Below are 13,802 nucleotides of genomic sequence, written 5' to 3' on the forward strand. Positions count from 1 at the left end.
TTTAATTCGAAATAGCGGTGGGTATAGTTTCTGAGTTGGCGGCCGTAAACCGGTAGTCACCCGTCCAGGTGATGGTCGGCGAGGGGGTGATCAGTGGACTGGAGTAGCGAAAGCGCAGGTGCTGGGGCAGTATCGTTGTACCAGTCGGAACATTGGGAATTTGCCAGGCATCCACGTACGTCTTGCGGCCCGTAATGAAAAAATGCGTCGAGCCCGATTTCCAGCTTCCCGTATCGACCCACACGTCAACGCGGACCTGATCAGCGGGGTCGAGCATCGGCCAGGCGGCTACAATCTCGACGTTATTGCCGGTCTCCGAAATGCGGCCCCGGATGCAGGCTTCTTTCCACTTGTCGAAGTCCACGTCAATGCCCCGGTGCGGGCGCACCCAGTACCAGTTGCCCCAGTTGCGACCTTCAAACTGGCTAAACCGATGCAGGCCCTTGACGATGTATTCAAACTGGCCCAGATTGGTCTTATAGCCGCCCTGATTGACCGTTACCCCCGGAAACTGAATCGCTCCGTTATCGAACGTAGTGGGGCTACGCTGTAAATATTCCCCATGCCAGAGGAATTCGCTGTCGTGCAGCAGGGCGCGAAAGATGGTGCCACTCTCCAGCGCATCGCCGTCGACCGGGCGTGCATCGGTCTGCCCTGGTGCATTGGCTTCTTCGGTATTGGTCCGGTACCAGTCGCCCAGCATGACCCCCGTAAAGTCGGAACTCCGGTCATTTTTCCGCAGCGCGTAGGTTCGGTTGTTCATCCAGAACCGATTGGCCTCCTCGCCAGCTACATCTTCGTAGAGCCAGCTGGTATGATAATCGTACTCGTTCTGATTGAAGTAGTTAGGGTCGTTGCCATAGACGGTGAAGGTTTTACCGAAGGCAGTTGTCGTTGAATTGTCCGTCCGAAGAACCCGGCGACCATTGGCCAGCACGTACGACCCGTCCCCGTTTTTCTGGTAGATCGTCTGCATGCCACCGATCGTCGTCCGGTAGTAATGATCGCCAGCGGCAACGCCCCCCCCGTTCGCCCGCAGTGCAACGGCCATCGGGCTGTTCACATCCAGGGGAGCCGAGGTGTTCCCCGTGCCCCACCAAAAGTTGATGGCGTACTGAGGGTGTTCCGTGAACAGGTAGCCATCGATCGACTTTCCCTTATCGGCGTAGCCCTTGAAGCTGGGCGAGGTAACGGGTTTGGGCCCGTAGGTAAACACCTTGCTGGTGGTACAGACCTGCAAAATGCCCTGGTAGAGATAGCCGACAAACTTTTTCAGGGAGCCTTCTTTTTCCGGGTGATCCCAGTAGTGGGCGCTTTCCTCATCAATCGTCACCCATTTGGGGATTTTACCCCCGCAAATGCCATTCTTGATCAGATCGCCCATCCAGGTGCCCATCAGCCTGGCCGCATCCGGATCCGTAACCGGAATCAGCGAGTTGATGTAGGGAGCAATTTGGGCTTTGCGGGGATCACTGTCGGGCAAGGCGTTGTAGGGGCCAGTCAGGTACGAGGGCATATTGCCCGGCGAACCCGGCATGAGGATATACCCCATCATTTTATCCCCCGAATTGTTGAGAATATCCTGATAGTTTACCGCATCATTACCCGTACCGGAGTAGTTCAGGTTTGGGATTAACTGCCGAAAGCCGTGCGTAAAAAAGTCGTCATCCCACTCCCCGATATCACCCGACCGTTTTTTAAAGCGTGGCCCCCAATAGATCCAGTCTTTTTGAATCGAAAAACGGGGAAACCGTTTCCAGTTCAAGGCCGCTTTCGCCTGCTGGGGCTGGTAGGTGTAATCGTTACCTTGTGGTCGTAGATAGTTACGGTAGGTCTGGCCGAAGGAAAGGCTACCCGACAGCAGGAGCCAGAGAATAAGGAGCTTTTTCATGTTAATTGGTCGGATCGGTTAGTATGTTCGCGTCGGAGTAGGTGACGGGCGTGCCTGAGTCATCGGTGTCGTTGGGGTTTCCTGCGGTCCAGGCCGTGCCATCGGTGGGCAATGGATCGGGGTCAGGATCGGGCGTCGTGCCCCCGTCGACGGGGGGCTGGGTGACGTATTCGGCCAGCGTGTCGTTACTGGCGATCGCGCAGACCAAAACCTCTTCCTGCTTGCCCGCGGGAGGGCCTGTGCGATCAATCAGGGCCGCGATGTTTTGAGCCGAGCTGGTCCACAGCGTTGGCACGTCCGCGCAGACCGATGCGAGAGCAACGGGTATCATTTTGTCGACCACCGTAACCGTTGGCGGATTCGTGGAGCTGTCGGTTGTGGTCTCGACGACAAGCAAAAAGCAATCGGTTATTGTTGCCATGGTCTACAGCGGGTAGAGTTGAACGGTTGTGTGATCGGGCGTACTGGCCTGCGGCAGGTAGTGGGGCTGCACCTCGGAATTCGCCACCGTTTGCAGCTTGACGGCGAAAATGTTCAGCGCCCGGGTGGTGTTGGAAAAGTCCTCATCGGCGAAGAAAGTCACGTGCGTATAGCCCGGCGGCAGCGTGCCCCAGCTGGTCTGGGCGTTGTAATCCAGTTTCTGCATTACCCCGTAGGTGGCATCATTTCTGGATTGTAGGTAGCGCGACCGCACGTCTGCGTTAGCCGCATTAGTACCCTCAATCCTGACCAGAATAACCAGGTTTTCCGACACCGTGCCGGAAGACGGTAAGATCGAATGCCAGCCGGTTGGGTGAAACACCGTTACCTTGGCGATGCTCAGGGGCGTGGTTTGATTGGCCACATTCTTGAAAACGATGGCCTTCTCAATGACCGCCCCGTTGCCGAAGGTGAAGAAGATTTTACCCGGCACATCGGCGGTGATCGAATTGATTGGGGTATGGATTTTAGTACGCGAATCGGCCAGGGCAATCAAATCAACGCCCGGTGGGTAGGGCTCAAAGAGGCCATACGCCCCTTGCGAATCGATGTAGTTCTGCCGGCTGCCGTTGGTGTATACTGCGTCAATTGAATACTCTGGATCACTGCCCCCTTCGACGGCTTCAGTCGGACCAACGATTTCATATTTATCAAAAACAGCCGTGTCCGCTACGTTGATCAAATCGATCAGCTTCTCGACGTAGCCACCACCGGCCGGGAAGGTGAAACGAAGCGTACGGGTCAGGTTGGCAGTAATTGAACCCATTGGCAGGGTTACCGTGCCGATCGCATTCATGCCCGTAGTGGCCGTCATACCATCCGGATACGGCGTATTGATCGAGTAGGCACCCGATTCCGTGTACTGCTCTTCGAGTGGCGCCTGATTGAAGAGCGCCACTACTTTAAAGTGAGCCTGGGGCCCTCCTTCAATAATGGCCTGCGACGTTTCAATGCGATCGATGCGGTAACCCGTGATGTACCTTGTAATTGATGCGTCATAGATCTGAATGACTTTGCTGGCATTCAGGCCCAGATAAGCCGCCGTAAGCGTCGGGCTGCGGGTATCGTTTGGCGTTGAGTTAACGGCGGCAAATAGCACCCCGTCGGCACCCCACGTCAGGGAGAAATCACCACCCGTAGTTTTATTTGATGCAGCCGTTACATCCTCCGTATCACCGTTGGTGTAGGTCAGCCACACTTTTTGGTTGGTCTGTGCGCCTTCGTTCTGACCCAATGGACCCAGTATTTCCAGCTTTTTAGGCAGACGGGTAGGTGGTGTACCGCCGTCTGGAGTCTTACTGGGCGCCATGATCCGGATGGAATTCAGCCGGACGTAGTTACAAGCCCCGCCGGCATTACTGTTCTTGCTGGTGACCAGTCGAACGTAGCGCAGGGATCGGTAATTGGCATCAAGATCCGTCTCAACGGGCAAAACGATTTCCTGGGTGGTACGCGCTTGGTTGGTAACTGTTGCCAGCACAAACCAGGTAATCCCATCCGTGGAGCCGCTGAGCTGATAATCTACTGGTAGCCAATCGGCACCATCTGAAAAATTGTTCGGCACTAGCCGAATCTGCTGGGGGGCAGCCGTTCCGCCCAGATCGACGCGAATGGTAACGGGCTCGGTTTCCCCTACGCAAGGGGTGGTATAAGCCGAATCCGGATCATCGTCGGTCAAATGCTCGGCGACCCAGATCGGCCCAAAGCCCGAATCAGGCGCGGTTACGGTCGCATCGACTGCTACATCAATCAGATTACTCAGACTCACGCAGGCGAAATCCGACGTTCTGGGTGAATACCGGAAGGCAGTTGTGCCGGACAGGGGGCGAATCTCGACGGTAATAGGCTCCCCGTTTTTGAACACATCGGGAATAGTAAACGTCCAGCCGCAGATGTGCGTAGTCGCGCCGGATAGCCCTAGTACGTCAGCCACTTCGGGCCGGGCGAACGTAGCCGTGGCAATACCCGCAAAAATGCCGTTGATGAAGACCCGCAGCTTGGCGGGCGTATTGAGATTATTAAGATCATACACCCAGCCGCCACACTGAGAACAGTTAACGAAATCCAGTGAGGCATCATAGAGGGGGGCCAGGATGCTGACCGGCGACCATTGGATAATGTTGGTTGCCGTATATGTTTTGGTAACCGTACCCGATAGGTTGCAGGTTGCCGCGATAGCACAGAACAGTTGCTTCAGGCTTGGATTAGCGCTTATGGTAGTAAGCACCGTTTGCCCTAACAACAGCAGCGTTTCGGGTGCCAGGCTTCGCAAAAAGGCGCGATACACAGCATCCCGGTCCAGATCGTTCGACCGGGCAACCAGGGAGGTCAGCGAGGATGAGCCGGTCGAATTCTCTTCACTCGGATCGACAATATCGTAGCCACCCGTCTCCTTGAAGACCACCCGAATCAGCTCCTCGTCCGCCATGTGAACCGGATGGTAGCCCAGAAACCGGTAAACGATTCCCGCCACGAACGGGTCATTGTTGTAATCCTTATCGAAGTATGGATCCTCAACCTGCTCCCGTTTATCGTCCAGGTGGCCAGCCTCATTGGACAACACCGAAAAGGTGAAGCCCTTGGTACCATAGCCACCCGTCGTCAGGGTGATTTCAGAAACGGGATTGCTCATTGCGTAAAGAAGGTTACCTGACGGCGCAGGGTGGATTTAAGCTCGCCGATCGTAATGCCGTCTTGGCGCACGATGGCACCGAGCTTGGCCTTACCTGGTTCAATGGGCACAAAGCCGCTCACGCTGGCCGTTGCGCCGAGTTTGGGAACAATACCGACACTGGTCAGATCCTGTAAAAATTTATCGTGGCGACTGGTTGTAACGGGCAAACTGGGCGGCACGGGCTGATCGGCCTCGTCGGGGTTCAGCGGGATCAGATTGCCGTCCTTCTCCACCCAGAAGCCTTTCGGCGAGGGCAGCTTTTCAACGTCTTCGTGCATGATACGTACGCTGCTCGTTTCGTAGCGGCAGCCCTGCACGTCCCATTCGAACCGCGAGGCAATTTGTTGATCGTAGGGCTGAAACGTGGTTTCCTTGATCGTGCTGGCATCGGCAATGGTCACCTGCGAGACTTTCTGACTGATGACCGTGCGGTCTACCAGAAAATACCACGGATTGCGCACAAAAGCGGGAATTGAGGTAACTGTATAATCCCCAAAATTCAGTCCGTCGCTAGTGACTCGGATGGTCATGCCCACCTTGATCCAGGGTAGATACACCCCAGGGTAAACGGCATTGACAATCTCTTTTTTGAATTCGACAAGCAGATTCGTCGCCTGCGTGGCGGGCTCCTCAGAAGGGATACCGCCAATATCCAGGTAACGCAAAATGGTATGCATACCCAGCGGCAATCTTCCTAGCAGCGTGGCCTCGACCACATCAGCCGGCTGCATATACTGGCGGGCCATGGATGCGGCCAAATGATACGGCAAGCCCTGACCAACGGCACTAGCCCCCGTTTTGTCGGCCCGATCCCAGCTGACGGTTGGCTCGTGGGTACCCAGGCGAAACAAAGGTCCCGTGCGGTCATACGGCAGGGGGAAATACACATCACCCAGCGTCAGGCTGGCGGTCGTCTCTAGTTTGCGCTTTGAGCTAGTAATGGTGACCTGCGTACTATCGATGCTGACGCCATCCTGCTTGGTTTCCAGCGTGATGCCGTACTGCTTCAGGTACGGGCGGTTGCTAGGCGTACCGGGATTCGCGCCCCCGCCGGGCTTGTCCAGCGCTTCACCCACGCAGACCCACACCTGAAGAAAGCGCACGTTGCCGATCGCTTCCATCTCCAGGGCAAACTCCGCCTGTCCGCTGTAGGTGATCGTGCCCGCATCATTGCAATGGTAGGTCAGAATGCCGACTAGCTCCGATGTTTTGGGGCTCTCCTTCCAGGCTCCCCCCTTTTGCAAAATGTGCATTTGCAGCGGGCCGTTGCTCTGTTGTGTGTAGGCAAACACAACGATTTTGGACGCCCTGAGCAGGTTTAGCTCGAACTTACCCCGCAGCACCCGTTTGTAGGCTTGCTGATACTGGGGTGAATCTTTGGCAAACTCGACTTGGTAGCGAATGGAGGGTGTGTCGGGTTTGGCTTTCTCGTCGCCGTACCCGTACAAAACCATTGCGTATTGATCCTCTTCCGTGCCAACTCCGACCCGAAAAGAGTCAGCGGCACTGATGTTGTTACGCGTCCAGCCCGTCGCCAGGCCCGTATTGTCGACCTGCCCCCAGTCCCCGCTTTTTAGCCAGTTCAGGTAGCGCCCAAAGTCCTGTTCGACCGTCACGCCCGGTTTGATGCCCAGTAGCCGAACGGTGGGTTTTTCGTTTAAAACCTGCACCGGTTTTCCGGGATAGATATCAACCCCAAAGTCAACACTGCGCTCCGAGAGCCCATCGGGGGGAGCCGACAGATCCGGGCTTGAATAGTTGCGCAGGTGAACCGTCTTTTTAGAGCCCTGATTCCAGACGTCCCAGCCCCCACCCGCTTCATCGGCCCGCAGCACCAGCCAGCCGCCCCCTGCTCCGCCCAGCTGACCGATCCGGCAGCCGTAGGGCTCGAGTACTTTTTTTAGCGCATCGTAGCAGCTGAGCGTATCGTTCTTTTCGTTGACGAGGGCTTCAGCCACGATCTGCGTCGTGAAGAGCGGATCAATGGCCGGGTCAACTTTGCCGTTCACGATACTCAGCGAACGCAGCGTCGCCTGCTCGTAGATGTTTACCCCGGTGACGAGCGGCAGATCGAAACCGGTGTTGAGAAGCGCGGTGCGAATAACCGTCGACAAGCTAACGTATCCCTGTAAACGTTTACCGTCTCGATCTACGATCGGGCGGTCGCGCAGCGTTGAGAGACCGCAGGCCGCACTCACCTCGATCGGGTAGGGCTTCTTTTTATAAGTTTCCGAGTAGTCGGCCGGCATGATCCAGCCCGCAAACTCGACGCGGGCATAGTTACCCGTGTTGGATGGGTCGCTCAGCAGCACGGCCTGTACCTCCCGGTCCGAGCGGACGTAGAATTCCCGGCTCTGGTAGAATGACTCCGCGCGGAGCTTGAAGTCCGCCTTCAGGGGATGCCAGAAAGCAAACCGGCTCTGATCGGACGAGGACTTACTGATCTTGACCGGCGTGCCTTTGTAAAGTGAAAGCTCTTTGGGCGTACCGGTAAAATCTCTGAATCGAAATTCGACGCGGTACTGCACCGGCGCGATGCCCAGCCCCTTATTGGGCAGGTCAACGAAATCAGCGTAGTATTTAACCGCGTAGGTAGACATAAAAACGACGCCCCTGTGGGGGCCTTCGAAATTACGGCTACCCTTAAGGGGTGTCGCTTAACCAGCGTTAAGGCGCATTACTTAAACTTTTGAAGTTACGCAAGCTGGAACAATTCGTGTATATACACGAATTCCTTAAGTTGGAATTGTAAATAAATAATCGAAAAAAATCGTTAACGGAGGTAATCCGCTTTGTACTGATCAATCTTAGTTTGAAGGTTGTCGCACTTATCCTCAAATATTTGTTGAAGGAGCCGAATAGTTACTTGACGTTGCCTTGCCCGTTTATTCGAGTTCATAGCCCGCCGGGAAGACTCTTTAGATTTCCTGTTTGAAGTCAATAAAAAGTGGGCGACTGATGAAGTTCCATTTTCGTCATGGGTTTCCATAGCGGTTCAGACTTTAGTGTGTCTGTTAGAAAACAACACGCCACATTGGGAAACGATTTATTTTTCACTGTTGGGTTGTGTCATACAGGCGAGTATTTCTCTCGATTCCCTCGCCTACTGCGTTGGCAATAAGTCAAAGAAAGTTGTAATCTATAACTAGGGACCAAATTATTTGTTATGATCGCCTATTTACTATATTTGAACTTAGTTACAAAGGATTTCAATGAATGATATTAAGCTATTAGTTGGCCAACAGATTCGGGAAGCGCGCAAAGTGAAAGGGCTGACTCAGAAGGAGCTGGGCGAGAAGCTGGGGGTGGGAGAACCTACAGTGAATGGTTATGAAAGCGGCAAGCAAAATCTTACAATTGAGACTCTTCAAAAGATCGCAAATGCGATAGAAGTAGAAGTTAATACTTTCTTCAAATAGAATATATTTTTGACCTTAAACTTGCCATATATCAGAAGTTTTTGTATTATTGTAATGTAAATGGGAATGAGTGTCACCCATTTACATAGATAAACCCCCAACGCAAACATCTTGGCGGACTTAGCGAAGGGGGCGATGTGTCACACAAAAACAGGTAGTAATCATGAACACGCAGCAAAGCTACGCGGGTAGGGCGAATCACGCAACCCCGAATCCACCAACGGCCCAAAGTGGGGGCCCAACCTCGCCTATTACTGATAGTCGGCAACAAAGCACAGTCCCAGCATTGAGCGACGAATTGGTTACAATTCCCGAAGACCTGTATAATGCCTTCATTCAGTTCAAATCAATTTCGGATGATTTTTTAGGTATCTCAGAGAGCCCCGTTTATGCCATTACCAGAATCTTAGAATCTTGGCTTGTCGATGCTCGACTATATAAGGATTCTACCGATATGAAATGTCTGCTGACGACTCTGCGCCTGCTCGATTTTTTGTATGATCTGCGCGTTGAGCGCGAATCGCTTGAATGGTTTCAGGACGAGGCAAGGAAAATGGCGAAGGGAGGGCAGAATAATGAATAGCTTAGTAAGTGTTCGCTCGATTACCCACCAAGTTGTCACCCGCGTAGCCATTCTTTGGAATGAGCCCCGCTCGGAAGTGTACGCCCGAATCTATAACCGGCTTCACTGCTTCTACGGTATAGACCTGACCCAGTACCCGCGTAGTAAAGGGGAATCATTGCTTGCCGTTGCGGAACGACTCGATGTGATCGACAAGGTCTATCAATTAGCCGAAGCCGAAAGCCTGTATCTGCCACTCACCGAGAATTAGTCAATGAGCAAGCAACTTGTTCAGCACAAGGGTTTGTCTCGCACAGCCCTTGTGCGCTTGATTCGTCGGCTTGATCTGTACGAACAATGGAAACGGGCAGTGTTCATTCGTGACCGCTTTACGTGCCAGCACTGCGGAGCCAGAAACGGGCGAAAACGCGTTATTGAGGCCGACCATATTATCAGTCTCACTCAATTGGTAAAAGACAACAACGTAGGCTCAATCGAAGGGGCTGCTGCGTGTCTAGCCTTGTGGGATATTGGCAACGGACGGACGCTGTGCCACACCTGCCATGAGCAGACAGAATCATATCCAATACAACTTAGAAAAAAGAAAACATCATATGCCAGCAAGAGTCGTAATTCCCGAAGAGGTGCTATCAAAAATTGTTGATGCTTACCAACAAGGAGTACCCATAATTAAGCTTATTTCTCAGTTTGGATATGGAGAAAAGACCATAACCAGAACATTAACCAATTTGGGGGTTCATCAAATTTCACCTCGACAGTTTCACCTTTTAACTGGAAAGGAAGAGGAAGTAAGAAGACTATACCAAAGTGGTTCCAAGTTGGCTGTTATTGCCAAAAGCTACGGTGTTGGCAAGTGTGTTCTTTCGCACTTCATTAAAAAGAATGACATTAAAATACACCCCCTTGGTAACGATGCGAAAGAAAGAGAAGGGTTGATACTAGGCGACTACGAAAGCGGAATGGGGATTTCTGAAATTGCTAAGAAGTATAGGGTCTGCGCTAAGAAAACGGTTCGCAGATTATTGGTCAACGCTAATATTGTTCCTCGAACTGCTTCTGAAAATTCTAAAATTGCCCATGCAACAAAAAAGAAACGAGGCAGTAAATTGGCTCCGCGTCGTTACAACATTGATGAAAATTTCTTAGATCAAATCGACTCAGAAGCGAAGGCGTATTTCTTAGGCTTCTTTTATGCAGATGGGTATAACGATCAGAAAAGGGGTGAACTCTCAATCGAGCTTAATCAGAAGGACAGGGCAATACTAGAACTGTTTCGTACATTTTTCGGCAATACGAGGGCGGTTTGGGACTCAAAGCCGGGTTCAGTTAAATTTCGAATGAAAAGCAGAAAGTTGTCAGATCGACTTGCGGAACTAGGGTGTCCGCAGCGTAAATCATTTATTTTGACTTTCCCGGAGTGGATTGACGAAAATTTATTGCACCACTTTTTGCGAGGCTACACGGATGGTGATGGGTACGTAATGTGCAGGTCTAAACGTACAGGTATTGGCGCAATTGGCTCAGATGCGTTTATTGACGCAATGGCAAGAATAATCTCAAAAAAATGCAGCGTATTTTGTTCCTTTCAGCCACATAATATCAGTAAAGGTATGTTGAATTTCAGGGTGAGCGGGACCCAGCAAGTTAAGAGAGTAGTACAGTTTTTGTATAAAGATGCTACTTATTTTTTGGAGCGAAAGAAGCTAAATGCGGACGCGATTATCGCGAAGAGAGTTATTAACATGCAACTGTTTCTTGGCGAGCTTTAGTTGCGGCATAATACCGGGACAAAACCACATGAAAGGTAGAGCGGTCACTGTACATCCGGCGACCTTTGTACCATTTTTCGTGGCTTTGTTCGGTTAGCTCGTAAGCCAGCGCCTTATCTCCCACTAAGTCCAGATTTTTTCGGTACTGCTTGATAAACCCCTCGACGCTATTAAGTGCAATAATATCCTGCACAAAATCGAATAAAAGACTTTCCATGCTAATTGAAATATTGATTGGTTTGATGATAATCGTCAATGGCGGCTGAGAGGTCACCATTACGGAGGTTGAAACCACCAGAAACGTTCAAGTCTAGCGACTGACGACCAACTCGGTTCATGTCAGGCCGGTTGAAACGAAAATTATTGCCGAGTTGCTTGGTGATGCGGTCGCCAATCAGGTTAGCACCTAAATCGACTGAACTTATAAATTCCCCTCCACCTTTACGAGCTTTCGACGTTTCACCGCCGTAAAGCAGTGTGGGTCCCGTTAGTAAGCCCCCCGACTCCATAGCGGTAGCCCCCCCACCTATTTTGGCAGCACCGGCCTGAACGGCAGTACCCAGTGCGACCAAGGCAACACCAGCCACCGCAGCAACGACAGGGTTTAGCGTCTTTAAGGCCGCTTGTATTGCGCCAATACCTATTGCCGTTTGAATAGCCAACGTACCTAACTGCTTTAACATGCCGCCGAGTGTGCCGAGTAACATTCTCGGAAGCGCATCAATGCTTTGCGTTCCAGCAATTAGGCCGCCAATAACCTCCCCCATACCCACCAGTGCGCTTACAGCCCCTTCTCTTAGAATGTCCCGAACACCTATATTAAAGTCTCTCAACTTCTGTTTAGCGGCCTCTAGGGGGGCTGTAATTCGTTGCTGCAAGCCTTCTAAGCCGGGCAATGGCGGAGGGGCTCCAATTCCGTTTATCGACCTAAACGCATCGGCAAAATTTATTGAAGTCGCTATAGGCTTAACCTCGCCGATGTTGACGGGCTTAAAATTCGCCCGCTCCTTGTCGAGTTTAACCAGTTCCTGAAACGCGGCCACCTGCCGACTGCGTGATTTGTCGCCCGTATCGCCCTGCTCTTTAAGTTCTTTGGTGAGCCGCTTTAAAATGCGCTCATTGGTTGTTAATGCACTACCCACCCCTTCAACGGCGGGCTTCTGCTTTCTAAACGACGCGGTCGCCGAATCCAGACTAGCTTTTAGCTGATCATACTCAATCTGCTGCGCGGAGACATCGAGTCTTTTCAGCTTGCCGCTGGTGATCTCGTCCTTGAGCGCTTTTAACTTGTCTTTGGCCTGCTCAGCGGCCGAGCCCGCCAGGTTGATGCTGGAGTAATCAAATGGTTTGGGTGCGGCCGCTGCGGTTTTAGCACCCGTGGCCACCGTCAGCGAAACGCCCGCCTTGGCCACTGCCTGCACGGATTGAATGTTGCCTTTCAACCCATCCAGTTTCACCAGTGCCTTGTCGATGCCGGCGGTTATTTTGTCCGCCAGGCTGGTGGCTCCGAAAAACTGGAACGTAGCGGCAATGGAGCGGCCAATCCCTGCCGCCATGAGCCGGAACCCATCGATGAGCAGGTTCCAGATCGATTTGGCGACGATGAGCAGGCCATTGCCAAACTGCGAGAAATTTCCCGTCAGCAGGCCCGTTAGCGCCGTAAAAATACCCTGAATAATACCTGCGTTGAATCTAAAAATTGCGGCTACGGCTTCAAACGCCGTTTTGCCAATAGCGGTGAAAAAGCCCCCAAATCGCGCCCAGATTAGCCCGGCTACATCAATCGTTCGCTGGATGACGGCCCGAATATACCCCATTGCTGAAGCAACTAACCCTTGAACACTCTGCCAGATACCCGAATCGGTCAGGATCGTTTTGATGCTACTCCAATTAGTGGCAATTAATACCGCAGCCCCGACAACGGCCGCCCCGATCAGCAGGATTGGACCGATGGCAACCCCCAGCGTGGCGGTAATGGCGGTGGCTCCGGCGATAACAGACGGCACCAGGGCTAACAAACCACCGACAGCCAGCGCCAAGGGGCCAATGGCAGCGACCAGACCGGTCACCGTCAGAATTACTTTCTGCGTCGTAGGTGATAAAGCCGCAAACTTATCGGCCAGGCCGGTGGCCCCGTTGCCGATCCGGTCAATGAGCTCGGTCAGCCCAAAGGCTTTATCGGCGGCCTGCCCAAAGTTGAACTGGGCCAGCTTGACGGCATCGCCCAGATTTTCCAGCGCATTTTTGGGGCCGCCCTTGACCCGCTCCAGTTGGGACAGCTTCGCCGTCAGATCAGTGATGAAGTCCATCGGGGAGCGGCCCGCAGCTTGCAGCTTCGCGCTGATCTGCTCGGAGTCGACCGTGCCGAACATTTCCTTGATGGCCTTGGCAACGGCGGGGCTGGAGGTTAGAATAGGCTTTAAGTCCTCGGAGAGCACTTTAGCCTTACTGCCCATCTGAGTCAGCTGGGTCAGCACCGAATCCAGTTCGAACTTACCCCCGCCCGTCAAAGCCAACGCGTTGCCGAATTGTAACAGGGACTCCTTGGATTGCAGAGCTGAAAAGCCGACAGCTTGCAGGCGCACATCCCCCTTGATCGCTTCTTCCAGGCCGAGGCCTGGCAGGCGCACCACGGGCAACAGTTCGTCGAACCGGGCTTTGGCCCCCGCGGCCGAACCCGTGATGTTCTCCAGCCCCAGTTGCAGGGCGTTGATCTCCGAGTAGGCTTTAAACGAGGTGATGCCGACGACAGCAATACTGGCGGCTACGATCGAGGCCTGCCGGCCAAACGACTGAATTGATTTACCCAGTTGGCCAATGCCGCGCTCGAACTGCCGGGACTGCCGGTCCGCAGCCGCGAAGCCCGCCGACAGGTTGCTGTTTAGCTGGGTAGCCAGTTGCGCCGTAGCCGCACCCGCGGCCCGGAACCCCGCAATGAAGTCCGTGACGATTGCCCCCAGTCGAATATTAACAGCTCCTGCCATGC

At 53.0% G+C, this 13,802-nt stretch carries 11 protein-coding genes; 5 read left to right on the top strand and 6 right to left on the bottom strand.

The window, feature by feature from the left end; genetic code table 11:
• Position 1: 1 nt before the first annotated feature.
• Genes GK091_RS15510 through GK091_RS15525 form a run of 4 tightly spaced genes read right to left on the bottom strand, consistent with a single transcriptional unit; the run spans position 2 to position 7,645 of the window.
• Positions 2–1,891 (bottom strand): hypothetical protein, encoded by a 1,890-nt coding sequence (locus GK091_RS15510; RefSeq protein ID WP_164040003.1) that lies wholly within the window; start codon positions 1,889–1,891, stop codon positions 2–4.
• Position 1,892: 1 nt separating this feature from the next.
• Positions 1,893–2,312 (bottom strand): hypothetical protein, encoded by a 420-nt coding sequence (locus GK091_RS15515; RefSeq protein ID WP_164040004.1) that lies wholly within the window; start codon positions 2,310–2,312, stop codon positions 1,893–1,895.
• Between the two features lie 3 nt (positions 2,313–2,315).
• Complete coding sequence (locus tag GK091_RS15520; RefSeq protein ID WP_164040006.1) at positions 2,316–5,003, bottom strand: discoidin domain-containing protein; 2,688 nt, start codon at positions 5,001–5,003, stop codon at positions 2,316–2,318.
• Positions 5,000–7,645, bottom strand: a complete 2,646-nt coding sequence (locus GK091_RS15525; protein WP_164040009.1) for a hypothetical protein — start codon at positions 7,643–7,645, stop codon at positions 5,000–5,002. The genes GK091_RS15520 and GK091_RS15525 overlap by 4 nt, the downstream gene beginning before the upstream one ends.
• Positions 7,646–8,257: 612 nt before the next feature.
• Here GK091_RS15525 and GK091_RS15530 point away from each other — a divergent pair.
• The 5 genes from GK091_RS15530 to GK091_RS15550 all read left to right on the top strand — a co-directional run bounded on the left by GK091_RS15530 (position 8,258) and on the right by GK091_RS15550 (position 10,816).
• On the top strand, positions 8,258–8,464 hold the full coding sequence (locus GK091_RS15530) for a helix-turn-helix domain-containing protein (protein ID WP_164040011.1): 207 nt from the start codon (positions 8,258–8,260) through the stop codon (positions 8,462–8,464).
• 163 nt (positions 8,465–8,627) lie between these two features.
• Positions 8,628–9,047 carry a hypothetical protein gene (locus GK091_RS15535; RefSeq protein WP_164040014.1) on the top strand — a complete coding sequence of 140 codons (420 nt, stop codon included), beginning with the start codon at positions 8,628–8,630 and terminating at the stop codon, positions 9,045–9,047.
• Positions 9,040–9,297 (top strand): hypothetical protein, encoded by a 258-nt coding sequence (locus GK091_RS15540; RefSeq protein ID WP_164040015.1) that lies wholly within the window; start codon positions 9,040–9,042, stop codon positions 9,295–9,297. The genes GK091_RS15535 and GK091_RS15540 overlap by 8 nt, the downstream gene beginning before the upstream one ends.
• 3 nt (positions 9,298–9,300) lie before the next feature.
• Complete coding sequence (locus tag GK091_RS15545) at positions 9,301–9,690, top strand: HNH endonuclease (protein ID WP_164040017.1); 390 nt, start codon at positions 9,301–9,303, stop codon at positions 9,688–9,690.
• Positions 9,641–10,816 (top strand): hypothetical protein, encoded by a 1,176-nt coding sequence (locus GK091_RS15550; protein ID WP_164040019.1) that lies wholly within the window; start codon positions 9,641–9,643, stop codon positions 10,814–10,816. Before GK091_RS15545 ends, GK091_RS15550 begins: the two co-directional genes overlap by 50 nt.
• Here GK091_RS15550 and GK091_RS15555 read toward each other — a convergent pair.
• Positions 10,785–11,033, bottom strand: a complete 249-nt coding sequence (locus GK091_RS15555; protein ID WP_164040021.1) for a hypothetical protein — start codon at positions 11,031–11,033, stop codon at positions 10,785–10,787. The two genes, GK091_RS15550 and GK091_RS15555, sit on opposite strands and share 32 nt — an antisense overlap.
• Before the next feature lies 1 nt (position 11,034).
• Positions 11,035–13,800, bottom strand: coding sequence for a tape measure protein (locus tag GK091_RS15560; protein WP_164040023.1), 2,766 nt, complete (start codon positions 13,798–13,800; stop codon positions 11,035–11,037).
• Positions 13,801–13,802 lie beyond the last annotated feature (2 nt).

The sequence above is a fragment of the Spirosoma agri genome, assembly GCF_010747415.1.
In the GTDB taxonomy this organism is placed as follows: Bacteria; Bacteroidota; Bacteroidia; order Cytophagales; family Spirosomataceae; genus Spirosoma; species Spirosoma agri.